Annotated in this window: 30 protein-coding genes; 22 read left to right on the forward strand and 8 right to left on the reverse strand. The window is 62.4% G+C overall.

Annotated elements, in window-relative coordinates:
* The first annotated feature begins 122 nt into the window (after nucleotides 1-122).
* From F6A13_RS01090 to pdxA, 8 genes are read left to right on the forward strand one after another with little or no spacing between them, the layout of a single operon-like run.
* Nucleotides 123-947: an ABC transporter ATP-binding protein gene (locus tag F6A13_RS01090; protein ID WP_151528013.1), complete on the forward strand. Its 825-nt coding sequence runs from the start codon at nucleotides 123-125 to the stop codon at nucleotides 945-947.
* Between the two features lie 2 nt (nucleotides 948-949).
* The gene (mlaE, locus tag F6A13_RS01095; RefSeq protein WP_113526231.1) at nucleotides 950-1,732 is read left to right on the forward strand and encodes a lipid asymmetry maintenance ABC transporter permease subunit MlaE; all 783 of its coding nucleotides are present in this window, start codon (nucleotides 950-952) and stop codon (nucleotides 1,730-1,732) included.
* 14 nt (nucleotides 1,733-1,746) lie between these two features.
* A complete protein-coding gene (gene mlaD / locus F6A13_RS01100) occupies nucleotides 1,747-2,205 on the forward strand; it encodes an outer membrane lipid asymmetry maintenance protein MlaD (protein WP_126604592.1) in 459 nt (152 codons plus the stop codon).
* A 16-nt stretch (nucleotides 2,206-2,221) separates the two neighbouring features.
* Entirely contained in the window at nucleotides 2,222-2,860 is a 639-nt protein-coding gene (locus tag F6A13_RS01105) for a phospholipid-binding protein MlaC (protein WP_126604591.1), read from the forward strand.
* Nucleotides 2,857-3,174 (forward strand): lipid asymmetry maintenance protein MlaB, encoded by a 318-nt coding sequence (locus tag F6A13_RS01110; RefSeq protein WP_126604590.1) that lies wholly within the window; start codon nucleotides 2,857-2,859, stop codon nucleotides 3,172-3,174. Before F6A13_RS01105 ends, F6A13_RS01110 begins: the two co-directional genes overlap by 4 nt.
* Entirely contained in the window at nucleotides 3,167-4,087 is a 921-nt protein-coding gene (locus F6A13_RS01115; RefSeq protein ID WP_113526235.1) for an ABC transporter ATP-binding protein, read from the forward strand. Before F6A13_RS01110 ends, F6A13_RS01115 begins: the two co-directional genes overlap by 8 nt.
* 2 nt (nucleotides 4,088-4,089) lie before the next feature.
* Nucleotides 4,090-4,353, forward strand: coding sequence for a S4 domain-containing protein (locus F6A13_RS01120; RefSeq protein WP_126604589.1), 264 nt, complete (start codon nucleotides 4,090-4,092; stop codon nucleotides 4,351-4,353).
* Nucleotides 4,350-5,351, forward strand: coding sequence for a 4-hydroxythreonine-4-phosphate dehydrogenase PdxA (gene pdxA, locus F6A13_RS01125; RefSeq protein ID WP_126604588.1), 1,002 nt, complete (start codon nucleotides 4,350-4,352; stop codon nucleotides 5,349-5,351). The genes F6A13_RS01120 and pdxA overlap by 4 nt, the downstream gene beginning before the upstream one ends.
* Before the next feature lie 26 nt (nucleotides 5,352-5,377).
* Here pdxA and F6A13_RS01130 read toward each other — a convergent pair whose 3' ends face one another.
* Nucleotides 5,378-5,932: an HNH endonuclease gene (locus F6A13_RS01130; RefSeq protein ID WP_113526238.1), complete on the reverse strand. Its 555-nt coding sequence runs from the start codon at nucleotides 5,930-5,932 to the stop codon at nucleotides 5,378-5,380.
* Nucleotides 5,933-5,994: 62 nt separating this feature from the next.
* On the opposite strand from F6A13_RS01130, the gene rsmA reads away from it, so the two are divergent.
* The gene (gene rsmA, locus F6A13_RS01135) at nucleotides 5,995-6,801 is read left to right on the forward strand and encodes a 16S rRNA (adenine(1518)-N(6)/adenine(1519)-N(6))-dimethyltransferase RsmA (protein WP_172959341.1); all 807 of its coding nucleotides are present in this window, start codon (nucleotides 5,995-5,997) and stop codon (nucleotides 6,799-6,801) included.
* Nucleotides 6,798-7,265, forward strand: a complete 468-nt coding sequence (locus F6A13_RS01140; RefSeq protein WP_113526239.1) for a YbjN domain-containing protein — start codon at nucleotides 6,798-6,800, stop codon at nucleotides 7,263-7,265. Before rsmA ends, F6A13_RS01140 begins: the two co-directional genes overlap by 4 nt.
* Here the strand turns inward: F6A13_RS01140 and F6A13_RS01145 are convergent.
* The 3 genes from F6A13_RS01145 to F6A13_RS01155 form a co-directional block, all read right to left on the reverse strand.
* Entirely contained in the window at nucleotides 7,231-8,064 is an 834-nt protein-coding gene (locus F6A13_RS01145) for an SPOR domain-containing protein (protein WP_126604587.1), read from the reverse strand. The genes F6A13_RS01140 and F6A13_RS01145 overlap by 35 nt on opposite strands.
* A gap of 7 nt (nucleotides 8,065-8,071) precedes the next feature.
* Nucleotides 8,072-9,811, reverse strand: coding sequence for an arginine--tRNA ligase (argS, locus tag F6A13_RS01150; RefSeq protein WP_126604586.1), 1,740 nt, complete (start codon nucleotides 9,809-9,811; stop codon nucleotides 8,072-8,074).
* A gap of 133 nt (nucleotides 9,812-9,944) precedes the next feature.
* Nucleotides 9,945-11,507, reverse strand: coding sequence for an MFS transporter (locus F6A13_RS01155; RefSeq protein ID WP_126604585.1), 1,563 nt, complete (start codon nucleotides 11,505-11,507; stop codon nucleotides 9,945-9,947).
* Between the two features lie 90 nt (nucleotides 11,508-11,597).
* Here F6A13_RS01155 and F6A13_RS01160 point away from each other — a divergent pair, with 90 nt between their 5' ends.
* Complete coding sequence (locus F6A13_RS01160; protein WP_126604584.1) at nucleotides 11,598-12,491, forward strand: LysR substrate-binding domain-containing protein; 894 nt, start codon at nucleotides 11,598-11,600, stop codon at nucleotides 12,489-12,491.
* Between the two features lie 15 nt (nucleotides 12,492-12,506).
* Here the strand turns inward: F6A13_RS01160 and prmB are convergent, their stop codons facing one another.
* The 4 genes from prmB to F6A13_RS01180 form a co-directional block, all read right to left on the reverse strand.
* Nucleotides 12,507-13,418 (reverse strand): 50S ribosomal protein L3 N(5)-glutamine methyltransferase, encoded by a 912-nt coding sequence (gene prmB, locus F6A13_RS01165; protein WP_113526244.1) that lies wholly within the window; start codon nucleotides 13,416-13,418, stop codon nucleotides 12,507-12,509.
* Nucleotides 13,419-14,186 carry an exodeoxyribonuclease III gene (locus F6A13_RS01170; protein ID WP_225981896.1) on the reverse strand — a complete coding sequence of 256 codons (768 nt, stop codon included), beginning with the start codon at nucleotides 14,184-14,186 and terminating at the stop codon, nucleotides 13,419-13,421. It abuts the gene before it with no gap.
* A 6-nt stretch (nucleotides 14,187-14,192) separates the two neighbouring features.
* On the reverse strand, nucleotides 14,193-14,477 hold the full coding sequence (locus tag F6A13_RS01175; protein ID WP_113526245.1) for a DUF2322 family protein: 285 nt from the start codon (nucleotides 14,475-14,477) through the stop codon (nucleotides 14,193-14,195).
* A gap of 74 nt (nucleotides 14,478-14,551) precedes the next feature.
* A complete protein-coding gene (locus F6A13_RS01180) occupies nucleotides 14,552-15,388 on the reverse strand; it encodes a 23S rRNA (adenine(2030)-N(6))-methyltransferase RlmJ (RefSeq protein WP_113526246.1) in 837 nt (278 codons plus the stop codon).
* A gap of 85 nt (nucleotides 15,389-15,473) precedes the next feature.
* Here F6A13_RS01180 and F6A13_RS01185 point away from each other — a divergent pair, with 85 nt between their 5' ends.
* The 11 genes from F6A13_RS01185 (at nucleotide 15,474) to coaE (ending at nucleotide 26,701) form a co-directional block, all read left to right on the forward strand.
* Nucleotides 15,474-16,082, forward strand: coding sequence for a glutathione S-transferase N-terminal domain-containing protein (locus F6A13_RS01185; protein ID WP_225981897.1), 609 nt, complete (start codon nucleotides 15,474-15,476; stop codon nucleotides 16,080-16,082).
* Between the two features lie 5 nt (nucleotides 16,083-16,087).
* Complete coding sequence (gene xth, locus F6A13_RS01190; RefSeq protein ID WP_113526248.1) at nucleotides 16,088-16,861, forward strand: exodeoxyribonuclease III; 774 nt, start codon at nucleotides 16,088-16,090, stop codon at nucleotides 16,859-16,861.
* Entirely contained in the window at nucleotides 16,858-17,871 is a 1,014-nt protein-coding gene (hemH, locus tag F6A13_RS01195) for a ferrochelatase (RefSeq protein WP_113526249.1), read from the forward strand. The genes xth and hemH overlap by 4 nt, the downstream gene beginning before the upstream one ends.
* Before the next feature lie 68 nt (nucleotides 17,872-17,939).
* Complete coding sequence (locus F6A13_RS01200) at nucleotides 17,940-18,428, forward strand: FKBP-type peptidyl-prolyl cis-trans isomerase (RefSeq protein WP_113526250.1); 489 nt, start codon at nucleotides 17,940-17,942, stop codon at nucleotides 18,426-18,428.
* A gap of 66 nt (nucleotides 18,429-18,494) precedes the next feature.
* Nucleotides 18,495-19,658: an anhydro-N-acetylmuramic acid kinase gene (locus F6A13_RS01205; RefSeq protein WP_232027826.1), complete on the forward strand. Its 1,164-nt coding sequence runs from the start codon at nucleotides 18,495-18,497 to the stop codon at nucleotides 19,656-19,658.
* Nucleotides 19,639-20,535 carry a shikimate dehydrogenase gene (gene aroE / locus F6A13_RS01210; RefSeq protein WP_113526252.1) on the forward strand — a complete coding sequence of 299 codons (897 nt, stop codon included), beginning with the start codon at nucleotides 19,639-19,641 and terminating at the stop codon, nucleotides 20,533-20,535. The genes F6A13_RS01205 and aroE overlap by 20 nt, the downstream gene beginning before the upstream one ends.
* Nucleotides 20,505-22,214: a type IV-A pilus assembly ATPase PilB gene (pilB, locus tag F6A13_RS01215; RefSeq protein WP_126604582.1), complete on the forward strand. Its 1,710-nt coding sequence runs from the start codon at nucleotides 20,505-20,507 to the stop codon at nucleotides 22,212-22,214. The genes aroE and pilB overlap by 31 nt, the downstream gene beginning before the upstream one ends.
* A 122-nt stretch (nucleotides 22,215-22,336) precedes the next feature.
* Nucleotides 22,337-23,941, forward strand: a complete 1,605-nt coding sequence (locus tag F6A13_RS01220; RefSeq protein ID WP_225981898.1) for a two-component system sensor histidine kinase NtrB — start codon at nucleotides 22,337-22,339, stop codon at nucleotides 23,939-23,941.
* Nucleotides 23,934-25,289 (forward strand): sigma-54-dependent transcriptional regulator, encoded by a 1,356-nt coding sequence (locus F6A13_RS01225; protein WP_113526254.1) that lies wholly within the window; start codon nucleotides 23,934-23,936, stop codon nucleotides 25,287-25,289. The genes F6A13_RS01220 and F6A13_RS01225 overlap by 8 nt, the downstream gene beginning before the upstream one ends.
* Nucleotides 25,286-26,086, forward strand: a complete 801-nt coding sequence (locus F6A13_RS01230) for a prepilin peptidase (RefSeq protein WP_113526255.1) — start codon at nucleotides 25,286-25,288, stop codon at nucleotides 26,084-26,086. The genes F6A13_RS01225 and F6A13_RS01230 overlap by 4 nt, the downstream gene beginning before the upstream one ends.
* The gene (coaE, locus tag F6A13_RS01235; RefSeq protein WP_126604581.1) at nucleotides 26,087-26,701 is read left to right on the forward strand and encodes a dephospho-CoA kinase; all 615 of its coding nucleotides are present in this window, start codon (nucleotides 26,087-26,089) and stop codon (nucleotides 26,699-26,701) included.
* The last annotated feature ends 34 nt before the right edge of the window (nucleotides 26,702-26,735 follow it).

The following is a 26,735-nucleotide window of genomic DNA, read 5'->3' on the forward strand; positions in this document are numbered from 1 at the left end:
TTTTCTGAGTGCGGCGACGTGCGGATTTTCTAGGGGTTTTCGGCCATTTCAGTGGCAATCTGGCCCCACCCTGACCGTTCGGTTTATACTGCGCCCCATGACTGCAAAAACAGAGAGTGCCCATGGCCGCTAAGGCGCTTGTGGAACTGGAAAACGTGCAATTTGCCCGTGGCCCGCACACGGTCCTGGACGGCGTGGATCTGCGCATCACCCAGGGGGCCATCGTATCCATCATGGGGGCGAGCGGCGGCGGCAAGACGACCCTGCTCAACCTGATGGCCGGAACCCTCGCGCCCCAGGCCGGGCGGATACGGGTGGCGGGTCAGGATCTGCAGGCGCTGAACTTTGAGGACCTGTACCGCCTGCGTCGGCGTATGGGCATGCTTTTTCAGCACAGCGCCCTGTTTACGGATTTCAGCGCCTTTGAGAATGTCGCCTTTCCTCTGCGCCGCCACTTCCGGCTGGACGAGAGCATTCTGCGCAAGCTGGTGCTGATGAAGCTGGAGGCGGTGGGGTTGCGCGGAGCGGCCGGATTGATGCCCGCCGAACTCTCCGGTGGTATGGGTCGGCGGGTGGCGCTGGCCCGTGCCATGGTGATGGACCCGATGCTGATATTTTACGATGAGCCGTTTACCGGCCTGGACCCCATCAGTGTAGGGATTATTGCGACCCTGATCCGCCGCCTCAATGACGCCCTTGGCGCGACGAGCATCCTCGTCAGCCACGACGTGCAGGAGACTTTTTCCATCACCGATTACGGTTACATCCTCGCGGGCGGCAAGATCATTGCCGAAGGTACGCCAGATACCCTGCGTGCCAGTGATTCGGAACTGGCACGGCAGTTTCTCGGGGGTAAGCCCGATGGGCCGGTGCCCTTCCACTACCCGGCGAAAGATGACTATGCTACCGCCCTGACCGGGGTATGGGCAGCGGGCGAGGCGAGTTAAACATGGCTTTTATGGAATTCATACCGAATCTGGGGCGGCGGACCCTGCGCACGGTGCCCAACCTGGGCACCGCGTCGCGCTTTTTGCTGCTGAGCCTGTTTGCGGTAGCGAACCGTCATTTTAGCCTTCAGCAACTGCTCAAACAGGTATACGGCTTTGGGGTGCGGTCGCTGCTGCTGATGATGGTCGCCGCATTTTTCACGGGTATGGTACTGGGTTTTCAGGGGTATTATGCGCTGGTGCGTTTCGGCGCGACCTCGGCGCTGGGCACCCTGGTCGCCCTGTCGCTCTTGCGCGAACTGGGGCCGGTACTCACGGCGTTGCTCTTTGCCGGACGCGCGGGCTCGGCGCTGACCGCCGAAATCAGTTCCATGAAGGCGACCGAGCAATTGAGTGCCATGGAAATGATGGCGGTCAATCCGCTCGCCTGGGTCGTGGCACCCCGGCTTTGGGCCGGAATCATCGTCGTGCCGATCCTCTGCGTTATCTTTGACCTGGTCGGCATTTTTGGCGGATACCTCATTTCGGTGCCGGTGCTGGGTGTGGACGGTGGCACTTTCTGGGCGCAGATGCAGTCCAACGTAGCATTTTCCGGAGATATCCTGACCGGACTGTTCAAGGCCCTCTGCTTCGGGTTGGTGGTGACCTGGATTGCCGCCTGGCAGGGTTACGCCGCGCAGCCCACCGCGGAGGGCGTGGGTAATGCCACAACCATCAGCGTGGTGACGGCGTCACTGGCGGTGCTGGGGCTGGATTTCATTCTCACGGCTTTTTTATTCACCTGAGGAGTAGAGGACGCATGGAAAAACGGGCGATAGACTGGTGGGTGGGCATCTTCGTGCTCCTCGGTATCGCTGCTCTGGTCGTATTGGCACTGCGCGTGGGCAACCTCTCTGGCTTCGCCTACAACGACGGTTATGTCCTGCATGCGGATTTCTCCAATGTCGGCAGCCTGAAACCGCGCAGCCCGGTGAAACTGGGCGGCGTGACCATTGGCGAGGTGACCCACATCGGCATGAACCCCAAGACCTTCATGGCGCAGGTGACGATGCGGATCGAACCGAAGGTGAAGTTGCCGACGGATACGGGGGCGTCCATCTACACCGAGGGGCTTCTGGGCGAACAGTATGTCTCCATTCAGCCGGGCGGCATGCCTCAGGACCTACCGCCGGGTGGTACCATTACCATGACGCAAAGCGCTGTCAATATCGATCAGCTTATCGGCCAGATGGTCTTCAGTAAGGCCTCGGGCAAGTAAATAGGGAGGATTCTGTATGCGTCAAATTTCGTTTGTTGCTCTGCTTGTTGTGCTGTTGAGCTGGACTCTTCCCGCTGCTGCCGAAGACACCCAGGGGGCGGTAACGGTCGTTCAGCAGCTTACCAACAGTGTCCTGAAGGTGTTACGCGCGAACGAAGGCAAGCCCATCACGCCGTCCGTGAAGAAGGAAGTGGCCGATATCGTCCTGCCGCACATGGATTTTACCACCATGTCGCAATATGTGATGGCGCAATACTGGCGGCAGATGAGCCCGGCGCAGCAGCAGGAGTTTGTGGTGCTGTTCAAGGATCTCCTGGTGCGCACCTACAGCAATTCGCTCAACCATTATCATGGACAGACCGTAAGAATCACCGGCAGCCAGCAGATTTCCCAGAATCCGCCGGTGGCGCAAGTGAATATGGTGATCCGTCAGAACGGCGGTGGACCGGATGTTCCGGTGATCTACGCCCTGCTCTATACCAACAACACCTGGCGGATCTACAACACCTACATCGACGGGGTCAGCATGGTGCTGAACTACCGGCAGAGCTTTGGCCAGATCGCTGCGAGCCGCGGGATCCCCGCCTTGTTGCAGGACATGAAAGCCAAGGATGACGCAGGCGCCGCGCCAAACAAAAAGGCGGCAGCCGCTTGAGCGCAGCGAACGCCTGGGAGCTGCGGACGGTCGACGGCGCTGGTTGGCTGTTCCTCCGGGGGGACTGGCGGGTGGCACAGTTGGATAAGGCCCTTCAGTTCTTTTCATGGGCGAAGGACGGTCGGGAGTGTACGGAGATTTCCGTCGCAGAGCTGGATGCGGCAGACAGCGCTACCCTTGCCGTGCTGTTGGAGTGGACGCAGCAGGCCACCGGACGGGGCGTTCCGCTGCGTATTCATGGGGCGTCTCCCAAGCTGCGGGAACTGGCAAGCTTGTACAGTCTGCAGGATATTCTGCCCCTTTGCCATGATTGATTCCCTGGCCATTCACATCGCCGGGTTGCGCAAGCTCTACGGGAGCGGGCATCTGGCCCTGGCGGGTGTGGACCTAGATGTGCATGCCGGAGAATTTTTTGGGCTGCTGGGTCCCAATGGCGCGGGCAAATCTTCGCTGATCAACATCCTGGCCGGGACTGTGCGCCGTTCCAGCGGCGTGGCGGAGATATTCGGCTTTGACGTGGAGCAGGATTTTCGCCGAAGTCGTCGGTTGTTGGGCGTCGTACCACAGGAACTGGCCTATGACCCGTTTTTTACCGTGCGGGAATTCCTGCGTATGCAATCGGGTTATTTCGGGCTGCGTCATAATGACGACTGGTTGGATGAACTGATGGCGGAGCTGGATCTGACGGACAAGGCCGATACCAATTTGCGCGCCTTGTCCGGCGGTATGAAGCGGCGGGTGCTCATCGCCCAGGCTTTGGTACACAAGCCCCCGGTGGTGGTGCTGGATGAGCCGACCGCCGGGGTGGATGTGGAACTCCGGCAGGGTCTCTGGCGTTTCATGCGGCGGTATAATGAGGAGGGTCACACGGTCATCCTCACCACCCATTATCTGGAAGAAGCCGAAGAGCTTTGTCAGCGAATCGCCATTCTCCAGCAGGGGCGACTCGTTGCCCTGGATAACAAGGATGAATTGCTGCGTAGCACCGGCTGGCGGGTACTGACGGTGACTTTCGATCACGATCCGGGCACACTTCCTCCCGAGTTGGCAGACCTGCTGACCGGGGCCGCGGAAAATACCCGGGTACTCAGAATCGACGCCCAGAGCAACCCGTTGGGGGACGTCCTGATACGGTTGCAGGCGCTGCCCGCCCAGATCGTGGATCTGCACCTGCAGGAACCGCGCCTGGAAGATGCATTTACGGATATTCTCGGACAAGGGCGTTAAGCTTGGCAGGCGATTTGCGCGTCGATCTTTTCCTCAAGATGTCACGTCTGATCAAGCGGCGCAGTCTGGCCAAGGAAATCTGCGATGCCGGTTGTGTGCAGATCAACGGGCGGGTTGCCAAAGCGGGGACGCTGGTGCAGGTGGATGATGTACTGACCATGGATATTCGTGACCGTCTCCTGCGGGTGCGGGTCTTGCGTATTCCGCAGCGGATCGAAGGGCCGGAAGGGGTGGTGGAAGTGCTGCCTGGGGAGGTTGAGGAATGATCACGGAGCCACGCCTGCTGCTGACCGTGGGGGAACCCGCGGGTATTGGTCCGGATATCTGTTTGCAACTGGCCTTCCATGCGCTGCCCTCGGGGGTGCTGCTCATCGGGGATCTGCACTGTCTGCGCAGCCGCGCCCTGACTTTGGGCTTGTCGCTGCGACTGGAGCCCTGGCTGGAAGGCAATCCCTGGCCGGCGCTGGAAAGGGGCGTGTTGCATGTGCTGGATGTGCCCCTGGCTCAGCCCTGTCGGCCCGGTCGTCTGGATATGGCCAATGCGCCGGCGGTACTGGCTACTCTGGATAAGGCGATGCACCTGCTACGGGTAGGTGCCGCGGATGCGCTGGTAACGGCCCCGGTACACAAGGGCATCATCAACGACGCGGGGATTCCCTTTACCGGACATACGGAATATCTCGCGGCAGCGTGTGGCAGCCCGAAGGTGGTCATGCTGCTTGCCGGTCGCGGCTTGCGGGTGGCGCTGGCAACGACGCATTTGCCCTTGGCGCAGGTGGCGGCGGCCGTTACCCAGGAGGGGCTGGAGGGCACGCTGCGCATTCTGCACCGGGCGTTGCGCGAAGATTTCGCTCTCTCGGAACCCCGTATTCTGGTCGCCGGCCTGAATCCCCATGCCGGGGAGGGCGGGCATCTGGGGCACGAGGAGCAGGATGTCATTGCGCCGGTCATAGCGGCCCTACAGGGAGAAAGTCTGCGGATCAGCGGTCCGTGGCCGGCCGATACTCTGTTTACCCCGCGCCTGCTCGAAGGCGCCGATGCGGTACTGGCCATGTATCATGATCAGGGTCTGCCGGTGCTGAAGTACCATGCCTTCGGTGAGGCGGTGAATATTACTCTGGGCTTGCCCATCGTGCGCACCAGTGTGGACCACGGCACGGCGCTGGACATCGCGGGCACAGGCCGGGCAGAAGGCGGCAGCCTGCTCCGGGCCCTGGACAGCGCGGCGGAAATCGTTCGCAACCGGCGCGCCGCCAGTTGCTGATGCCGACGGCGCGCCGATCTGCAGTCTCAAAAAACGCGATAGCGTCCTTCCGGCACCTGGGCGATCAGGAACTCCATCTGATCGGCGAGAATGCGCCGGTTACTGAGCAGCAGATATTCGGCCCAGGTCGGAGTAAAAGGCACCGCGAGCAGCGGCATATGGGCCTCTTCGGGGGTGCGATTGTCCTTGCGGCTGTTGCAACTGCGGCAGGCAGTCACCACGTTGGTCCAGATATCCCTGCCCTTGCGGGAGATGGGAATGATGTGGTCACGGGTGAGTTCGCGGAGAGGGAAATGTTTGCCACAGTACATGCAGAGATGATGATCGCGATGGAACAAGGTCTGATTGGACAGGGCCGGGGGCCGAATCTTGCCCTGATGGCGACCGCGGACGGCGATGACCGGATGAATGTCGAGTTGCGAGAGGACACCACTGCGGCGGCAGATGCCGCCGTGGGCGGTAAAGAAAGGATTCCCCAGTGTCCAGGCAACGTTACCCCGGACATAATGGGCCGCGGCTTCTTCCCAGGTTTCCCAGGCCATGGGACGACCACCGACGTCAAGGCGCAGCACGAGGTGCATAGACTTTCCGTTTCGTATCGCCTGCTGGAGGCGTCGACCGAATATAGCACGAAGATGCGCTGATGATGCAAGAGGGGAGGCTGCCGCGCGCCAAAAAACGTTTCGGGCAGAATTTTTTGGTTCAGCCGCAGATTGTCGAGCGCATTGTGGCGGCTATCCGCCCGGCGTCCGGCGATCATCTGGTGGAGATTGGACCGGGGCCGGGGGCACTGACCAGATCCCTGCTGCGCCTCTTGCCGCAGCTCACGGTGGTGGAACTGGATCGGGATATGATTGCCGGTTTGCGCGCGCTCGCGCCGCCGGAGCAGTTGCGGGTCTTGCAGGCCGATGCACTGGAGGTCGACTTCGCGGCGCTGGCCGGCGCCGGGAATGCCCTGCGGATAGTCGGTAACCTCCCCTACAACGTAGCGACACCGCTGATTTTCCATATTCTGGAACACGCAGAACAGGTGCGGGATATGCACTTCATGCTGCAAAAAGAGGTGGTGGACCGGGTGGTGGCGGTGCCGGGAAGCAAGGCCTACGGACGACTTTCGGTGATGATACAGGCGCACTGCGCGGTGGAATCCCTATTCACGGTGGCCCCGGGAAACTTCTTTCCGGTGCCCAAGGTGGATTCGGCCTTCATGCGTCTGATACCGCATCGTCCGGGGTTGCTGCCCCCGCACCTGCAGGCGCCCTTCGCACGGATTGTGGCCACCAGTTTTGCCCAGCGCCGCAAGACCCTCGCCAATAATCTGCGCGGCATTTTGAGTGCGGACGACTTGCGGGGTTTGCAGATCGATCCCGGCTGCCGCGCCGAGACGCTGGATCAGACCGCCTTTTTTCGCCTCGCCGAGGCCACTGTTGAACAGGGAGACCGATCGTGAATCATTTGGAAGTTGCCGAGAGGCTGTTTGCCGAACTGGAATGGGAAGCGAAAACACTGCCTGATTATCCGGTTCTGACTTGCGCGGTGCAGGTCCCCAATGGCGTTCTGGATATTTTTTGCCACGTGCACGGCGAACGGGAGCGTATCCTGTTTTACCTGCGTCCCCAGAATCTGGAGATAACGATGGAAAAACGCATGGCGGTGGCGGAGTTTCTGACTCGTGCCAACTATGGACTGGCTCTGGGTAACTTTGAGCTCGATATGGAGGATGGAGAAATCAACTTCAAGACGATTCTCCAGGCGCCTGTCACGGTGTTGAGCACTACCCTGCTGCGTCCTTATCTGCTGGTTGGCGTAGAGACCATCAACCACTATCTGCCAGGGCTGGAACGGGTGCTGAGTGGCCAGGAAACCCCGGCTGCCGCGATTAAGGCGCTGGAGATTGCGACAGCGGTACATTGACCCCGGAGCCGATGATTCCGCTGCCCAGCAGCAGCGGGGTGATGCCCATGCCGCGGATTTTGGCAAGGGTGGGCTGGGCCGCTGCCAGAGAATCGAAGGTGTTGGTGCGGAGCCGGTAGAGGGTGCTGTTATCGCCCGCTTCCGCCTTTTCCATCTGGGTGCTGACCCCCAGCAGGGCGAGGCGATCGCGCAGCACGACGGCGGCGGCGCGGTTGGTGAAGGCGCCTACCTGAATGGTCACCGGCTGGTGAACGGCACTGGTACTGCTGGCGGTCGCTGCACTGGGGATACCGGGACCGCTGCCGAGGATGTCGGCTGGAATATCCACATGCATGGCGGGCAATATCTGATAAAAATTGAAATCGACGCCGCTGCGGGTGGCGGCTGTGGAGGTCGTGGAAGCCGCAGCGGAGGTGGCGACGGTGAGTGGGCCGCCCCGCGAGGAGAGTGCGACCGCGCTAATCGGTGCGGCCGCTGACGGTCGGGTGGCTGCCGGGCTGCCAGGCGGTTTCTGCCCGGTTGCCGCCGCGTTGTTGCTGGAGGTCGCCACCGTCGTTGGTTCCGTCCCGCTACGGGTGAGGCCTGGCCTGCCGGTGGCGATGGGGAGTTGCGCAATCCACCACCAGACCCCCGCACTCAGTGCGATCACCAGAAGCAGCAACACCCAGGGCCAGTGCCGTGCCCGAGGGGACGGTGTTGCCTCGGCATCATCTTCCGGAGTTACCCGTTGTCGGGGCGGGACGGGTGGGCGCGGCTCCTGCGCTTGCGGGCGGCTGGTCTGATTTTTGTAGTCGCGCATGATCCTTTTACATCTGTTCCGGCGCGCTGACGCCAAGCAGCCGTAACCCATTGGCAATAGTCTGTGCGACGGCCAGACAGAGCGTCAGGCGGGCGTGGCGTAGCGGTGTTTCCTCCACCAGAATTCGGGTCGAATTGTAGTAGGTGTGAAATGCTGCCGCCAACTCCCTGAGGTAGAAGGCGATCTGGTGCGGTTCGCGATCCCGGGCCGCCGTGGCCACTACTTCCGGGAAGCGCCAGAGGGTGTCGGCAAGCGCGATTTCGCGGGACTCCTGCAGAATTTCCAGGCCGACGCCGTCTGCTGGCGGCAGGCTGAGTCCCTTTTCTACCGACTGGCGCAGCAGGGAATAGACCCGGGCGTGGGCATACTGGACATAAAATACCGGGTTTTCCTCGGAGTGCTTTTTGGCCAGTTCCAGATCGAAGTCCAGATGCTGGTCGGCGCGGCGCAGCACATAGAAGAAGCGCGCGGCATCATTGCCCACTTCCTCGCGCAGTTCACGGAGGGTGACGAACTCGCCGGCGCGGGTAGACATGGAGATCTTTTCCGTACCGCGATAGAGGATGGCGAACTGGACGAGGACGACTTCCAGTTGCTGGTCGTCGAGGCCGAGGGCGCGCAGGGCGGCCTTGACCCTGGGCACATAGCCGTGATGGTCCGCACCCCACATGTCGATGACGTGGGTGAAGCCGCGGGCAAATTTTTCGGCATGGTAGGCCACATCGGAGGCAAAGTAGGTATAGGCGCCATTGTCGCGACGCAGAACCCGGTCCTTGTCGTCATCAAAGGCGGTGGCGCGGAACCAGAGGGCGCCTTCCCGGGTGTAACAGTGTCCGGCTTTTTCGAGGGCGGCGACGGCGGTATCGACCGCCCCCGTATCCATCAGACTGCCCTCGGAATACCAGCGCTCGTAATGCACGCCAAAGCCCTCCAGATCGTCACGGATGTCGGCGAGAATCTCGTTCAGTCCAGCGCGGTGCAGGGTGCGATAGTCTTCGCCGAGCGACTGCTTCAGGTGGGCGATGAGGGTGTCGATGGCGATATCGCCGTCGCTCATCTGGGGCAGGTTTGGTAATCCGGCCGCCGCGTGCCGTAAGCGGTCGCCGACCTGCTCCCGGAGATGGGCCGCTATTTCACGCACATAGTCGCCGCGATAACCGTTCTCCGGGAAGGGCCAGGGCAGCGCCTTGTCGGCTTCGAGGTAGCGCAGGTAGACGCTGCCCGCGAGAATGTCCATTTGCCGCCCGGCGTCGTTGACATAGTATTCACAAAAGATGTCGAAGCCGTTAAAGCGGAGGATGTTGGCGAGGCTGGCGCCATAGGCGGCGCCGCGCCCATGCCCGACGTGCAGGGGGCCGGTGGGGTTGGCGGAGACGAACTCCAGTTGCAGGCGCTGGCCGACGCCGTTCCGGTTGGCGCCGAAGCGCTCTTTTTCGGTATGTACCCGTTGAATGACGGCGTGAAAGGCGGCAGGCTGCAAAAAGAAATTGATGAAGCCGGGACCGGCAATCTCGGTGCGGGCAATCCAGTCCGAGGCAGGCAGCGCTGCGACGATGTCGTTGGCGATGTCGCGGGGCTTGCGCCCGACTGCTTTGGCGAGGAGCAGGGCGACGTTGCTGGCGAGATGGCCGTGTTCCACCTGCTTGGGGCGATCCAGCTCCAGGGTGGCGGGAATCCCTGGAATGCGGCCCTGGGCGTGGAGTTGTTGAAGCGCCCCTTGCAGGGCCTGGCTGACAAATGCTTTCACAGGGCTACCTTATGCACGAAATTTTTGCCTTAGTGTAACCGAAGCAAACATTTTACGGCAGAGGTGGCGTGTTCTGGATACTCTGTCGGCATAACCGCAGATCTGGTCCCTTGCCCGGAATGTGGTGGCCGCCTCAAGAAGAGATGCCTGCGCCCTCCCCGACGGGCGCACGGGCGGATAAGGAAAACTCGTCCTCTTCCTCCTCCACATAATTGCGCGGGCTATCGGCGCCTCTCAAAACGCGCGGCGGGATGATAAAGACGTAGGCGGCAACCGCTGCTGCCAGGCAGGCCCACATAGACAGGCGCAGCAGGTTGTCGATGCTCAGGGTGTCCGCCTGCGCGCTGATCAGGGCGTGCAGGTGCTGAGGTGAGAGTGTGGTGTGCCGGCCAAAGCGACTGACGTGGCTCCGCAGGTGGTCGCCGGCGAGGGCGCTGTAACGGGTCCAGTAGACACTCAGCAGACTCACCCCGATGTTGGCGCTGAAGACGCGAATGAAATTGCTGGTGGTGGCGGCTGACGGAATTTCCTGGGCGCCGAGGCCGGAGAGAATCACCATGGTGAGCGGTACGAAGAGCATGCCCACGCCCGTGCCGATGAATAGTATCGGCCAGAACAGGTCGCCCAGGCTGCTGATGGGACTGAGATAGGCGCTGCCGTAGGCGAAGGCAAAAATGGCAAAGCAGAGGGTCGTCAGGCGGCGCAGACCCAATAATCCCTGCAGACGGTCCATCAGGGTCGATAAAGGGATGGCGCCGAGGGCGAGGGGAACGAGCACCGCACTCCCCCAGAAACCATTGAAACCGAGTGTTTCCTCCGCCCAGAGGGGCAGCAGGGAGGCCCAGCCCATGAACATGGCCCAGCCCAGGCACAGCAGCAGCAGCCCCAGCCAGTAATTGCGCCGACGCAAGAAGCGCAGTTGCAGCAGGGGATGGCGGGTCTCGCTTTCGCGCCAGGCAAAGAGCAGCAGGAAGACGAAGGCGAACAGGGTCATTTTCAGGATGAAGGCCGAATGCCACCAGCCGTACTGCTCGCCCTGATCCAGCACCACCTGCATGCTCATCAGTCCGCCGTAGAGCAGGCCGAAACCCCAGCCGTCGAAGGGCGGCGTCCGGGGATCACCGCGATCTTTGGGAATGCCCGTGCTGCCCAGAAACAGGGCGACGCCCCAGATCGGCAAGGACAGCAGAAAAATGCTGCGATAGCCGAGTTCTGTCGCCAACAGGCCGCCAATGGCCGGTCCGAAGAAAAATGGCACCAGCATGGCGTTGCTCCAGAAGATGGTGACCATGCCGTGGCGTGCTTTCGGGCTGTGGCGTAAAAAGAGGCTCTGGCTGAGGGGGACAAGAATTCCGGCGGCGATACCCTGCAGGGCGCGGGACAGCAGCATGATCCAGAGATTGTCGGTCACCGCACTGATGAGGGTGCCTGCCATGGCCACGATAACCGCCACCTGAAAGACGCGGCGCATGCCGAAGCGGGCGGTTGTCCACGGCATCAGGGAGATCCCCAGTGACCAATGGACGATGAAATAGGTGAGCGTCCAGAGGGCGTGATCGCTGCTGGTGGAGAGGCCGCCCGCGACGTAGGGAAAAATGCCCTGTAGCGCGGCGCCATCGAAAGAGCCCATGCCAAGGGCAAGGCCGACCCCCGCGAAGAGGGGCCAGGTTTGGGAGAGGGATGGTAATGTTTCCACGCCGTTGGATCCTCGAAAGTTGCCATAATTTAACGCCAACACTAATATTCAACTAATAGATTGATTTACGTTGAATCATCGGAAATACCTATGAGAATACATGCAGAGGAATTGCTGACCTTTCTGGCGGTGGCGGAGGCTGGGGGAGTAGGTGCCGGAGCGCAGATCCTGCGGCGCAGCCAGCCGGCGGTTTCCGAGCGGTTGCGCGCACTGCAGGCCGCGGTCGGCGAGCCCCTGTACCAGCGCGCCGGGAGGGGTATCCGTCTGACCGCCGCGGGAGAGTCCCTGCTGCCCTATGCCCGTCGCCTGCGGGAAGGTCTCGGCGAAGTGGAAAACTGGTCGGCGCGGCGGCATGCACTGCAGGAAGGAAGCCTGCGCATCGCGGCCAGCAATACCGTGGCGAATTACTTTCTCATGGAGCATCTGGCGCGTTTTCGCGGACGCTATCCCGGCGTTCAACTGCAACTCAGGACCGGACCGCTGACCGACAACCTGCCGTTGAGTGCCTGGGATCTACTGTTCACCGAAGAACAGATAGAGCGCAGTGGCTTACCGCCGCATATGGAGTTGAAGGCCTGGCGGGAGGATGAACTGGTGGCGATCCTTCCCCAGGATCATCCTTGGGTGCGGGCGGGCCGGGGGTGGGTACGCTGGGAGGAGGTATTGGCGGAACCTATCGTCTGGCGCGAGCCGCATTCGGGGATCCGCCGGCGGGTGGAGGCGGCCATTGTCCGTGCCGGATTGCGGGCGCGCTACAGCGTTGAGGTGACCGGGGTGGAGGCGCTGCGAGACGCCGTCGCCGCCGGGCTGGGCATAGGTTTCGCGTCGGTAGAGGCCTTGGATAAGGTACGCTGGCCGCTGGCTTCCCTGCGCCTCGATCCGCCCCATGGCCTGTTCTGGACCTTGTACCTCATGCGCCCTCAGGCCGATTTCCAGTCGCGGGCGGTGCGCGCTTTCCTGGACCTGCTGGCGACGCCGGACTGAGGCGGCGCAGGAGGCCTAAAATCCGCCGTCGGCCGCGGCTACCACTAGAAAGGCGCCGGAACCTCCGGCCGGATGCTCCAGCCAGATCAAGGGCAGGTCGGGACGGCGACGGATGAGGGCTTCTTCGGCATCGCCGGTTTCCACCACCAGGACGCCGCCCCCCTCCAGGTGATGCGGTGCCTGCTCCAGAAGGGGAAGCAGGCAGTCCAGACCATCCTCACCGGCGGCCAGGGCGAGACGAGGCTCGTGCCGGTATTCCGGGGTCAATTCCGCCATGGTTGCCGCGTCCACATAGGGCGGGTTGCTGAGAATCAGGTCATAGCGTCGTCCCTCCAGGGCGGCAAAGAGGTCGGATTGATGCAGGTGCACCCGGTCTTCCAGACCGTAACGCCGGATATTGGCGTGTGCCACGGAGAGGGCATCTGCAGAGATGTCCACCGCATCCACTTCCGCCTCCGGAAAGCGCAGCGCCAGGGTAATGGCCATGCAGCCGGAGCCCGTGCCGATCTCCAGAATGCGGCGCAGCTGCGACGCCTCTACCCAGGGCGCAAAGCCCTCCTCGATGAAGGGTTCGAGCAGGCTGCGGGGAATGAGGACACGTTCATCGACGCTGAAACGCAGTCCGGCGAACCAGGCTTCGCCGGTAATATAGGCGGCGGGCCGACGGAGTATTTCCCGTTGATAAAAGTGCTTGAAGATCGTGGTTTTTTCGCGGTCCAGCAGGCGTGCCGCGCCGAATTCCGCAAGATCTTCCGGCTCGAGGTGCAGTGCCGCGGCCAGGAGCGCGTCGGCTTCGCCGCGGGGTTGCTGCTGGCCCTGACTGAAATCGAGCCCTGCGGCGGCAAAACGGCTGGCGCCCCAGCGCCGGAAATCGGTGATCGTCTGCAGCGCGTCGCCGGCGAGGGCGGTGTATTGTTCCAGGTTCATTCAATCCAACTCCAGCCAGACCGGGCAATGATCGGAGCCGGTCACATCGGTGGCGATTCCCGCCCCGCGCAGGCGCGGCAACAGGTTCTCATGTATCCAGAAATAATCGAGACGCCAGCCAATATTGCGGGCGCGGGCGTTGGTGCGCTGACTCCACCAGGAATATTCCACGGCATCCGGGTGAAGGTGGCGGAAGCTGTCCACCCAGCCCGCCGCTGCCCATTGGTCCAGACAGGCCCTTTCCTCGGGGAGAAAACCGGATATTCTCGCGTTTTCTTTGGGGCGTGCAAGGTCGATGGCCTGATGGGCGGTGTTGACGTCGCCACAGAATACCACCGCCCGACCGGCGGCGACCCGTGCGTTGATCAGTTCCAGGAAGGCGGCATAGAAATCCAGCTTGAAGGCGAGGCGTTCCGTATCCTTCTTGCCGTTGGGGAAGTAGACGTTATACAGGTCGAAATCACCGCAGTCAGTGATAACCACGCGCCCCTCCCGGTCGAAGCGCGGGATGCCCAGGCCCGTTGTCAGCGGCCGGCAGGGCGCTCTGCTGAAGGTGGCGACGCCGCTGTAACCCGGGCGTTCAGCGACTGCCCAGCGGGCATCGTAACTATCCAGTGCGGTTTCCGCCGCCGGCAGGCGGTCCGGGTCGGCCTTGATTTCCTGAAAGCAGAGCACATCCGCCCGCGCCATCGCGACCCATTCGCGCAAACCCTTGCGGCAGGCGGCGCGCCAGCCGTTCACGTTCCAGCTATACAGGCGCATGGTCATGACCACTCAACGCATCACCCGCACTGCCAGAAAATCCCCTTCCGTCAGCACCCGTTCCAGGATGGCCCGCCCCGCAGCACCGGCGGGACCCACCGCGGCGAGCAGGGCGAGCCCTTCCCGCGCTGCCGTCGGACTGATGACGCCATGGCGCAGTGCCAGTTGATACAGTACGGCAATACTGATTTCCTGGTCGGGTTGTTTGACCAGTTCTCCCTGGAGTTGCGCGAGGGGGCCGCCATACAGAAGCAGCTTGCGCACATGGTCGATATTGGGCAGCGTCGTGGTACTCATGGTGGTTCCTTGTTGATAAATCATGCGTTAGAGCGCACTGGCGGGTTCGGGTGGTGACCCCTGGCATACGCCGGCTAACTCTTCTCGGGACCCGGCCAGCCCTGGCAACGCAGGGACCACAACCCACCGCCTTGCGGCGCACTGAGCAGTGGACCCAATTCCGTCAGTGCCGCGGCCAGTGCCTCGCGCAAACCCCAGGGTGGGTTCACCACGATCAGTCCGCTGCCGAAAAGCTGTTCCCGACCCTCTTCCGGCATCTGCAGCAGTTCGCAGGCAAAGGCGGGCAGACGCCCGCGCAACGCCTGCCACAGGCGGGTGATCGTACCGCGGATTTTCACCGGGTACCAGACGAGATACACCCCCTGCGGCCAGCGTTGATAGGCACGGATCAGGATATCGGCAAGGCGCTCCCATTCATCCCTGCGTTCGAAAGGCGGATCGATGAGGACCAGTCCGCGTTTTTCCGGCGGGGGGATCTGCCCGAAGAGGGCGCGATAGCCGTCTTCACCGACGACGCTGGTATGGGCCCGTTTCCCTATCGCCTTGCGCAGGCGTGCCGCGACTTCCGGCTGTTCCTCGCAGAGTACCATCCGGTCGGTCGGCCGGAGCAGTGCGGCAGCGAGGGCTGGCGAGCCGGGATAGTGGTGCAACGCGCCGTCAGCATTCTCATTGCTGACGATTTTCAACCATGCGCCCGCATATGGCAGGCTGCGCCGGTCCGCCCACAGGCGCGAAACACCTTGCAGGTGTTCCCCCTGTACGCCCAGGGCATATCGCCCTGCTCCTGCGTGGGTCTCGATATAGGCAAGGGGGCTGTCCTTGCGGATCAGGGTTTGCAAGGTGAGGCTCAGGGCCAGATGCTTGACGCAGTCGGCGGCGTTGCCCGCGTGGTAATGATGGTCGTAATTCATGGCGCGCTGGTCTTTCCGGGGTTGGCTTGGGGCGATGCTTTCGTCATGATAACAGATAGCGGTCGGACTCAGCAGAAAAGGAGAGATGACGATGCGACTTTATGCGACGCAGACCAGTCCCTATGCCCGGAAAGTGCATATCGCGCTGCTGGAAAAAAACATCCCCTGTGATATGGAGTGGGTGGATCTCCGCGCTCCCGGCCACGCGGCCCTGGAGCACAACCCCCTGGGCAAGATCCCCGTGCTGGTGCGGGATGACGGTTCGTCGGTATATGATTCGGCAGTGATCATCCAGTACTTGGAAATCCTGTGCCCGGAACCCGCCATCATCCCCCACGACCCGGAAGCCCGCATCGAGGCATTGCGGATCGAGGCGCTGGCGAGCGGCATCATGGATACGACCATTGCCTGGGTGCTGGAGCAGCGCCATGCCAGCGATTGCCAGGATGCCGCCATGCTGCAGCGCGCCCGTGGCAAGATCCTGGCCGCCCTGGCGATACTCCAGGAAGAGACGGACGCGTGGCAGGATGCCGGCACCGCGCCGGTGCTGACCCTGGCGCAGATTGCGACGGTCGCGGCCGTGGGTTACGTTGATCTGCGCGCGCCGGATTTTCTGCTGCAATTCCCGGATTTGACGGCCTGGATGCATACCATGCGCCTGCGCCCCAGCGTCAGCGCCACGGCCCCCCGGTAATCTTCGTGAAAATTGCGACCTGGAACGTCAACTCCCTCAAGGTACGCCTCCCCCAGGTGTTGGCATGGCTGGGTAGCGAGCAGCCGGATGTCCTTTGTCTGCAAGAGACCAAGTTGGCCGATGCGCGTTTCCCGGTGGCCGAGTTGGCGGATGCCGGTTATCGGGCGCTCTATCACGGTCAACCGACGTATAATGGGGTTGCCATACTGAGCCGCAACCCACCCAGTGACGTCCGCTGCGACTGGCCGGATGGCGGCGACGGGCAGGCGCGGCTGTGCGCCGCCAGCTTCGGCGACCTGCGCGTCGTCAACGTCTATGTACCCAACGGCCAGGCCCTGGACAGCGACAAGTATCCCTACAAGTTACAATGGCTGGAGCGCCTGCGTGGGTTGATCGCCGGAGAATTGCAGGGTTGGCCGCAACTGCTGTTGGTGGGGGACTTCAATATTGCCCCCGATGCTCGCGATGTTTACGACGCTGCAGACTGGGGGGAGGGCATCCTCTGCTCGGCGCCGGAGCGGGCGGCGTTGGGCGCCCTGTTGGAACTCGGGCTGCATGACAGCTACCGCAAGCTGCATCCCGATGCGCGGGCGTGGAGCTGGTGGGATTACCGCGCTGCGGCGTTTCGGCGTAATCAGGGCCTGCGCATCGATCTGATTCTGGCTTCCTCTCCCGTTCTCTCGCGCACGCGGGAGGTGGTCATCGACCGTGCCGCCCGGGCGGCGGAGCGTCCCTCGGATCACGCACCCGTCTGCATCACACTGGAGAGCGGCGCGTGATCGGTATTCTGGTCGTCAATCTCGGCACCCCCGATGCGCCTACCGCCCCGGCGGTGCGCCGCTACCTGCGCGAGTTTCTCAGCGATACCCGGGTGGTGGAGCTTCCCAGGGTGCTTTGGTGGCCCATCCTGAACGGTCCCATTCTGCGATTTCGTCCCGCCCGCTCGGCGCGCAATTATGCCAGCATCTGGCTTCCCGATGGATCCCCCCTGATGGTTTATAGCCAGCGCCAGTGCGATGCACTTCAGGCCCGCTGGGATCGTCAGTTTCCCGGTCAGGTCCGGGTGGAACTAGCCATGCGTTATGGCAATCCCTCCGTCGCAAAGGGCATGGCGGCCTTGCGCGACGCTGGATGTGGCAGGATTCTGGTGGTTCCGCTGTATCCGCAATATGCGGCGGCCACCACGGCCTCCACTTTTGATGCGGTTGCCAAAGAGTTGCGGAAATGGCGCGAAATCCCGGAGATGCGCATGATTCGCGACTGGCATGCGCATCCCGCCTATATCGGCGCCCTGGCGGACAGCATCCGCGCCTGGTGGCAGGCGCACGGACAGGCGGAGCGTCTGCTCATCACCTTCCACGGCTTACCGGAAAGCTCCGTCCTGAAGGGCGACCCCTATCGTGCCCAGTGCGAAAAGACCACCGCGTTGCTGGTACAGGCGCTCGGCCTGTCCGATGATCAGTGGGTGCAGAGCTTCCAAAGCCGCTTCGGCGCCGCCAGATGGCTGGGGCCCTATACGGACAGAACCCTGGTCGGGCTGGCGAGCGCCGGCGTGTCCCGCGTAGATGCCGTGTGTCCAGGTTTTGCTGCGGATTGCGTGGAAACACTGCAGGAAATAGCTATCGAAGGCAAAGAAACTTTCCTCCATGCAGGTGGACAGGAATTGCGTTATATCCCGGCCCTCAACGACAATCCTCTCTGGATAGAAGCATTCAGCCGGATTCTGGAGCCTCATTGGCGTGATTGGGATGCCCCGGAAAACTTTGCCGTTTCCCCAGAGTCAGGCTAAAATCGAGCCGCACCGCCAATGTAGGACAGCATTTTCCCTCGGCCCTCCAACCTAACAGGACTCGCGCCATGATAATCAGCAAAGACAAAGTCGTCACTATCGACTATTCCCTGACCGATGAAGAAGGAGAGCTGATCGACAGCTCTGTGGGGGAAGAACCCCTCGTCTATCTGCATGGCCACCATGGCGTCATCCCCGGTCTGGAGCAGGCCCTGGCGGGGCGTCGTGTCGGCGACAGGCTGGAGGTCTCCATCCCTCCCGAGGAGGGCTATGGTGACTGGGACGAAGATCTGGTGGAAGTGGTGGGTGTCGAAGATTTTGACGACGCCGAAGAGCTGGAGGTCGGTACCCAGTTTGAGACCATGACCGAGGATGGTACACGTCTGGCCACGATCATCGACATCGAAGGTGACGAGATTACCGTCGATCTCAATCATCCCCTGGCCGGAATGACCCTGAACTTCGATGTGACGGTGCTGGAAGTACGGGATGCCACCGCCGAAGAGCTGGCCCACGGCCATGTCCATGGTCACGGCGAGCACGACGAGGGTCACTGAGGTGCCGTTGCCGCTCCGGCTGCAGCGCGTTCCGACCCGATAACCGCCTTGCGTGGCCTGGGGTTGATGTCGGGCACCAGTGCTGATGGTGTGGATGCCGCGGTGCTGGATTTGGCCGTCGCCGGCTGTGGGGGGTATCGGGGCGTTTTCACGCGCGCCTTTGCGCCCGCACTGCGCACGGAAGTGCTGGCCGCCAACGGGCCATTGGGTGTCGAAGCGATGGCGCAACTCGACCGACGTCTGGGTGCCTGTTATGCACGGGTGGCCCGGGAGGCCATGGACCGCTTGGGTCCGGTGGACTTCATCGCCCTGCATGGGCAGACCATTCGTCATCAGCCGCGGGGTGATCCCGGTTTCACGCTGCAAATTGGTGCGGCGGCAGATATCGCGGTGGCAACAGGTCTGACGGTGGTCCACGATTTCCGGCGTACGGATGTGGCAGCGGGGGGCGAGGGCGCACCGCTGGTGCCGCCTTTCCATCAATACTGCTTTCAGGATGAACATCCGCGTCTGATACTCAATCTCGGTGGCATGGCCAATGTGACCTGGTTGCCGGGTGCCGGCGATCCGCGCCCGCTGCTGGCGTTCGACTGCGGTCCGGGTAACGTACTCATGGACGCCGCCGTGGAGTTGTGTAGCGCCGGACAGGCTACCTGCGACGTGGATGGCCGGTTGGCGGCTGCCGGACAGCGCGATGTGGCACGCCTGGAGGAATGGCTGGACCACGTGTTCTTCCGGCAAGCACCGCCCAAAAGTACGGGTCGGGAGACTTTCGGCATGCCGCTGGTGACGCGTTGGTGGTCTTCCTGGCGGGGTTCCGCGGCGGATTTTCTGGCGACACTGACGGCATTGACCGCCGAGTCCGTGGCACAGGCGGTGCGAGCCTGGACACCGGGTGCCGCGGAGATGCTGGTATTCGGCGGTGGGGCTGAAAACCAGGCCCTGATGCAGGCCCTGCAGGACGCCATGACGGAGACCCGGGTGCTGCACGGCGGGCGGCACAGCGGTATCCCCGGTCAGGCCCTGGAGGCGCTGGCCTTCGCCTGGCTGGGCAGCCAGTGCCTGCTGGGGAAACGCCTGGACCTGGAGCGGTTTACGGGGGCGCGGCACCCCATGATCCTGGGTAATATTCTGCCCGGAGATAACTGGCCGGATCTGCTCGTCCAACTCTCGCAACGGCCGGAAATCACCGCCAGGGAAGGCCCCTATCATGCCCTCCGCTCCGTCTGACCTCCGGCATTGCTGGCACCCCGACGGCGGCACTTCCGTCTATGGCATCCTGGGGTTTCCCGTCAACCACAGTCTCTCGCCGTGGCTGCATCGTCTCTTCGCGGCGCAGCAGGAACTGGATCTGGTGTATGTACCTTTTCCGGTGCGCGAAGAGGATATCGCCGCGGCGCTGGCCGGGTTGCCGGCGCTCGGGATCCGGGGCGTGAATGTCACGGTCCCACACAAGGAGGCCGTATTGCCGCTGATGCAGTGGCTCAGCGCGGAGGCGCGGGCTATCGGTGCAGTGAACACCATCTGTTTCACGCCCTCGGGCATGCAAGGGCACAACACCGATGCACCGGGATTTTTGCGGGCGCTGGAACGTGCGACGGGGGACGGCTGGCGGCAGTATCCGGCGACGGTAATCGGCGCCGGCGGGGCTGCCCGGGCCATCGTCTACGCCCTCGGCCATGCCGGATGTCCGGCGATTTATCTGGCGAATCGCCACCTGCCGCGTGCCGAAGTGCTGGCGGCGCAGTTTCCCGGCCTCCCGGTGCATCCCATCCCGCTGGACCGGGCGGCATTGTCTGCCGTGTTGCCCTGCAGTTCGTTGCTCGTCAACACCAGCACGCGGGGCCTGCACGGCGAGGACCACCCGGAACTGGATCTGGCCCGCATGCCCGAAAATGGCAGTGTGTACGATATCGTCTATAACCCATTGGAAACGCCCCTGCTGCAAGCCGCCCGGCAAGCCGGGCTGGGTGCGGTGGATGGGCTGGGTATGCTGGTAGAGCAGGGCGCGGAGAGTTTTCGGATATGGACCGGAACATTGCCGCAGACCGCCGCCGTGGAGGAGATATTGCGTCGATGGCTACAAACCCGGAACACATCTCGTTAACGCCAGTATTGCGGGCGCTCGTCAGTAACGGTTTAAGCGACGAGACGCGCTTGCAAAGCCTGGCCGCCGATCCTGCCCGCGGTAAGACGCCGCTGCTGTTTTATGTGGTGGAGAAGGGCGCCGTCCCGGCCGCGGTGCTCATGGCGCACCTTTCCGCGCGCTACAACATGCCCATGCTCGATCTCGACGCAGCGGCGATCGATGCGTTGCTCATCCGCAAGCTCGACAAAGGGCTGATGACCCGCTATCTGGTGCTGCCCTTATCGAAGCATGGGGACACCCTCTACCTCGCCATGGCCGATCCCACGGACTTCAAGGCGGTGGAGGATGTGAAATTCAATTCCGGTTTGCAGGTGATGCCGGTGCTGGTTGAGGCCGACAAACTGGTCAAGGCGGTACATGCTGCGGTCAACAGCTTGCAGGGCGGGATTGACGACGTATTCGTGGATAAGCCGCACGGTGAGGAAGATCCGGAAGAATTCGACCTCGCCCAGGAGAACGACGGTAGTGTCGAGGATGCGCCGGTGGTGCGCTTTGTCCGGCAACTGCTGCTGGATGCCATTCAGCGCGAGGTGTCCGATATTCACCTGGAACCCTATGAAAAGGATTTTCGGGTACGTTACCGCCTCGATGGCGTATTGCAGGATGCGCTGCATCCGCCCGTGGCGTTGCGGGACGGGGTCACCTCGCGCCTGAAGATTCTTTGCCGTCTGGACATTTCCGAGCGACGTCTGCCGCAGGACGGCCGACTGCGGGTCCGCGTGCCCCCGGCCCGGGTCATCGATTTTCGCGTCTCCTTTCTGCCCACCAGTTTTGGCGAAACGATCGTGCTGCGCCTGCTGGATCCCGCCAGTTCCAGGGTGCCCATCGAGCAACTGGGCTTTTTACCAGAGCAGCGCAAAGCCTTTGAGGACGCCATCCATCGGCCCTACGGCATGATTCTGGTCACCGGGCCCACGGGTTCCGGCAAGACCACGACCCTCTATACCGCCCTGAACATCCTCAACACCGGTGACTGCAACATCAGTACCGCAGAGGACCCCGTGGAAATCCCGGTGTACGGGATCAATCAGGTGAACATCAACGAGCGCATCGGTCTCACCTTTGCCGCAGCCCTGCGCTCCTTCCTGCGCCAGGACCCGGATATCATCATGGTCGGCGAGGTGCGCGATCTGGAAACCGCCGAAACCGCCATCAAGGCAGCCCAGACGGGCCATCTGGTATTGGCCACCCTGCACACCAATGATGCTCCACAGAGTCTCACTCGCCTCGAGAACATGGGTATTCCCACCTATAACATCGCCGGCAGCGTACATCTGGTGATGGCGCAGCGACTCGTCCGCAGGCTTTGCCCGCACTGTAAAAAACCCCTGCGCATTCCCGAACAGGCCCTGATCGAGGCGGGACTTGCGCCCGAGGATCTGCAGGGCTGGCGCCCTCTGGGCGCTGTGGGCTGCGAACAGTGCAATAAAACCGGATATAAGGGCCGGATGGGGCTTTATCAGGTGATGCCGGTGAGCGACACCATGCGCGAAATCATCATGCGTGGCGGCACGTCCATCGACTTGGCGCGCGCCGCGGCACAGGAGGGGGTGCTGACCATGCGGCAGAATGGGCTGAGGCGGATCCGGGAGGGCGTGACCAGTCTGGAGGAGGTGCTGCGGGTGACCAATCTTTGATGCTGTCGCCCGGTGTCTGCAGATATGTGATGCCAGAAGCCACGGGACGGCAGGGGTGAGCGGAGGATGCGCGCTGGCACGGGTAAGGTCCTGCAGGACGGCGCGGCGGGCTGGTACCTGATATGGCGGAGATGATGGGTGACTGGCGGCGACTTTGGGGCATCTCCGCCTATCGGTTGCTGATCGCGGCAGCCATCGCCATCCTGGTGCGCTTACCGGTCAATGAAACCATCATCGATCTGGGAGGGCATGCCGAACTGCTGCACATCCTGACCTTGGTGGCCGCCTTGGTCAGCCTCGTCTACCTGCTGGGACTGCTGTTGCGATGGCCGACGCAACCGCGCCGCCACGCCTGGATTCAGGTCTCGACGGACACTCTGCTGGTGTTGCTGCTGCTGCATTTCGGTGGCGGTGTCAGTGGCCCCTTCAGTATCCTGCCCTTTCTGCTGCTGGTGTCCACGGCAAGCCTGTTGCGCGGCAAAAGCGCTTTTGTTTTCGTGTGGATATTGCTGGCGCTGCTGGTCGGCGAGTCGCTATTCGGCGGGATGACCGCCGTGCATCCGCCCCTCGGTCAGCTTTTCATTTATCTCCTCGCATTGGTGGCGGTGGCGGTACTGGCCGACAGTCTGGTGGCGAGTCTGGAACGTGGCAACCGTCTAGCGCTGCAAAGGGATGCAGAGGTCGTCAATCTGAATGCGTTGAGCCAGGAAATTGTGCAGCATATGGATGTGGGCATTTTTGTGCTGGACCGGCAAAGTCGCGTGGTGCTCAGCAACCCCGCGGCACGGACGCTTTCGGGTTACCGGAAATGGACCTCCATGCCTATCGCCATCGGCGTAGTGCAGCCGCGTCTGGCCATGATGCTGCGACAGGCCACGGCCAACGACAGCGAGATGGTGATCACGGCAAACGGGCGTGACCCAACTCTGCAGGACAGCACCCTGACTCTGCTGGTGCGCAGGATCGACCTGCCCGATAGCTCTTACCGACTGCTTCTCCTCCGTGATGCATCCGCACTGCGTGCCCGGGAACGAGAGGCGCAACTGGCGGCGCTCGGTCGTCTGGCGGCCAATATCGCCCATGAGATCCGTAATCCTCTCAGCGTGATTCGCCACGCCGGCAGCCTTCTCGCCGAGCGCATGGACGACCCCGCTTCGCAGCATCTTTTTGACATTCTGGAACGGGAGACGGTACGCATCAATGCCATTGTCGAATCGGTGCTGGAGATGGCGCGTCCGAGTCCGGCGCATTCCGAACCCATTTTCTTGCGGAGCTGGTTGCCGATGCTCACCGCCCAGTTGCAGGCGGATCCACTGTTGGCACCCATGAGCATCGCCATCGGCGAAATCGCGCCGCAGCTTACGGTTTATGCCGATCCCGCGCAGTTGCGGCGGGTATTCTGGAATCTGTTGCATAACAGCGCGCAGTACGGCGTGGCGGAAGATGCTACGATGCGTGTCGAAATCGATGCCGTCCCCGAGGACGAAGGGAACATCATGGTGACGCTGCGGGATTTTGGACCGGGCGTAAAGGCGGAAGTGATGGAGCGCATTTTTGAGCCGTTTTTTACCACCAACCCCCGAGGTACCGGGCTGGGTTTATCCATGGTGCGGGAACTGCTGCGCATCAACGACGGGCGCATAGCCTGTGAAAATCACCCCCAGGGCGGCGTATTGTTCCGGATTTTTCTCCCCCGCAGGGGGTGGACGGAGAGGCGTGATGGCTGACTATTCCGGTTTGCCGCCCGCCCTGATCGTCGATGACGAGCCGGGCATCGTCGAACTGCTGCGCATTACGCTGCAGGGTATGGGGATCACTGTCACTGGCGCATATTCCCTTGCGGAAGCCCTCGCCCGCCTCGCCGAAGGTGCCCCTTCTTTATGCTTGAGCGATCTGCGTTTGCCCGACGGTTCCGGTCTTGATCTGATCCGCCGTTTGCGCGAGTCATATCCACAAGTGCCGGTCGCCGTGATTACGGCCTATTCTTCCGCCGAAGGTGCCGTCGAAGCGATGCAGGCGGGGGCCTTCGATTACATGGCCAAGCCCATCGAGCTGGCGCGTCTGCGGCGATTGATATCCCAGGCCGTTGATCTCAGCCGCCTGTCCCCAGCGGGTCTGGGCGGCACCCAACGACTGGTCGGCGATGCGCCGGTCATGCAGCGCTTGCGCGACGATATCCGCCGCGTAGCGCGGAGTAATGCGCCGGTACACATCACCGGTGAGTCCGGTACGGGCAAGGAACTGGCCGCACGCGCCATTCATGCCTCGGGACCCCGTCACGACAAGCCCTTCGTGGCCGTCAACTGCGGCGCCATTCCCGAGGGGCTGGTGGAGAGTGAGCTCTTCGGTGCCGAAAAGGGGGCTTATTCCGGTGCCGTACAGCGTCGCGAAGGACTCTTTGCGGCGGCCAATGGGGGCACTGTTTTTCTGGATGAGATCGGTGATCTGCCGATGATGATGCAGGTCAAGCTGCTGCGGGCCATTCAGGAGCGGGCCATTCGCCCCTTGGGTGCGGCGCGGGAAATCTCCCTGGACCTGCGCTTCATTTCCGCCACCCACCGTGACCTGCAGGAAATGGTTGCGGCCGGAAAGTTTCGTCAGGATCTCCGATATCGTCTGGATGTCGTGAGACTCCATATGCCGGCCTTGCGGGAACATCCGGAAGACATCCCGCAACTGGCGGAGGTGATTCTGCAACGTATCGGCGTGGCACCGGAGGATATTCCGGCACTGCTATCCCCAGGCACTTTGGAGCGGCTGGGTGGTTACGCCTTCCCCGGCAACGTTCGCGAGTTGGAAAATGTTCTGGAGCGGAGCCTTGCCCTCAAGCAGGAAGGGATGCTGTTCGACGATGGGATGTCCTCCTCCGGCGGCCCAGTGGCGAAAAGCAACGGGCTGGCGTTGGCGCCGGTAATCGCCGTACCGGCCCCTTTCGACGCGGCGGAGGCCGCATTGCTGCGGCAGGTGCTCGATCAGGCCGAAGGGGATCGGCGCCGTGCCGCCATTCTGCTGGGGATCAGTCTGCAGTCGCTGGATCTGCGGCTGCACCGGTCATTCCCGGGGGGTGGCGTATGACGCAGACCCTCCTGGGGGCGACCTATATCCTGACCACGCTGCTCGGCCTGCTCGTGGGCAGTTTTTTGAACGTGGTGGTACACCGGGTACCCCGCCGCGAATCCATCATTTATCCTGCGTCCCACTGCCCACACTGTGGCCATGTGTTGCGCCCTTGGGAAAATATCCCGGTCCTGAGCTGGCTGGCGCTGCGTGGCCGCTGCCATGCTTGCGGCAAGTCCATTGCCTGGCGTTATCCGGCGCTGGAACTGCTGAGCGGACTGCTCAGTCTGGTGGTGGTCTGGCAATTGGGCCTGACCTGGCATCTGCTTCCCGCCCTGGTCTTCACCTGGGCACTGCTGGCGCTGACCATGATCGATCTGGAGACACAGCTTCTGCCCGATCGTCTTACCAAGCCGGGCATGTTGGCCGGGCTGCTGCTCAACGGGTCGGCACTTTTCTGGCCCGGGCTGGCGCTGGTAACGCCCCTGGACGCCTTGCTCGGTGTAATCATCGGCTACGGTAGCCTGTGGTTGCTGGCTACCGTGTACTATAAGATCGCAGGACGGCACGGCATGGGGGGAGGGGATCTCAAATTGCTCGGCATGATCGGTGCGTGGCTGGGCTGGCAGGCCGTATTCCTGACCCTGTTTATCGCCGCCCTGGGCGGTGGACTGGTTGCGCTGGGCTTTCTGCTGCGGGGCAAGGGACGGGACTATGCCATGCCCTTCGGTCCTTATCTGGCGCTGGGGGGCTGGCTCATGCTGCTGTGGCCACAAGCCATCCTTTCCGGTTACCTGCACCTGCTGGGTTCCTGAATGGCGCTGCGGATCGGTCTGACGGGGGGGGTGGCCTGCGGCAAAAGCACGGTCGCCGAAATGCTCAAAGCGGCTGGCGCCCATGTGCTGGATGCCGATGTCATTGCCCGCGAACTGGTGGCTCCGGGCAGCCCTGCCCTGCAGGCCATCATCGCCCATTTTGGCCCGGCCTTTGTCGCCCCGGGAGGTGGGCTGGACCGTGCAGCGTTGCGCGCCCGCATTTTTGCCGACACGGCGGCAAAAACCTGGCTGGAAGCCCTTCTCCATCCCCTTATTCGGGCCACCTTCATAACGGCCAGCGCCGCGTTGGCCGAACAGCATCCGCAAACGCCGCTGGTCTGGGTGGTGCCGCTGCTGGTTGAAAACGACTATCGCCCATTGCTGGATCAGGTGCTGGTGGTCGATTGTCCCCGCTCCGTACAAGTAGAGCGTCTGCGTGCCCGTCCTGGCTGGACAAAGGAACAAGTCACCGCAGTGCTGGCGGCGCAATGTGATCGTGCCGCGCGTAATGCGGCTGCCGACTGGATCATCACCAATGAGGGCACCCTGACCGAGTTGCAAACCCAGGTGGGTCTCTATCTTCGTCATTTGCGTGGAACCGGACGATTTGCTTAGGGAAAGCGCCTGTGGCACCCTGAGGGAACGTTGC

The organism is Acidithiobacillus sp. 'AMD consortium', assembly GCF_008926505.1.
GTDB lineage: Bacteria > Pseudomonadota > Gammaproteobacteria > Acidithiobacillales > Acidithiobacillaceae > Acidithiobacillus > Acidithiobacillus ferridurans.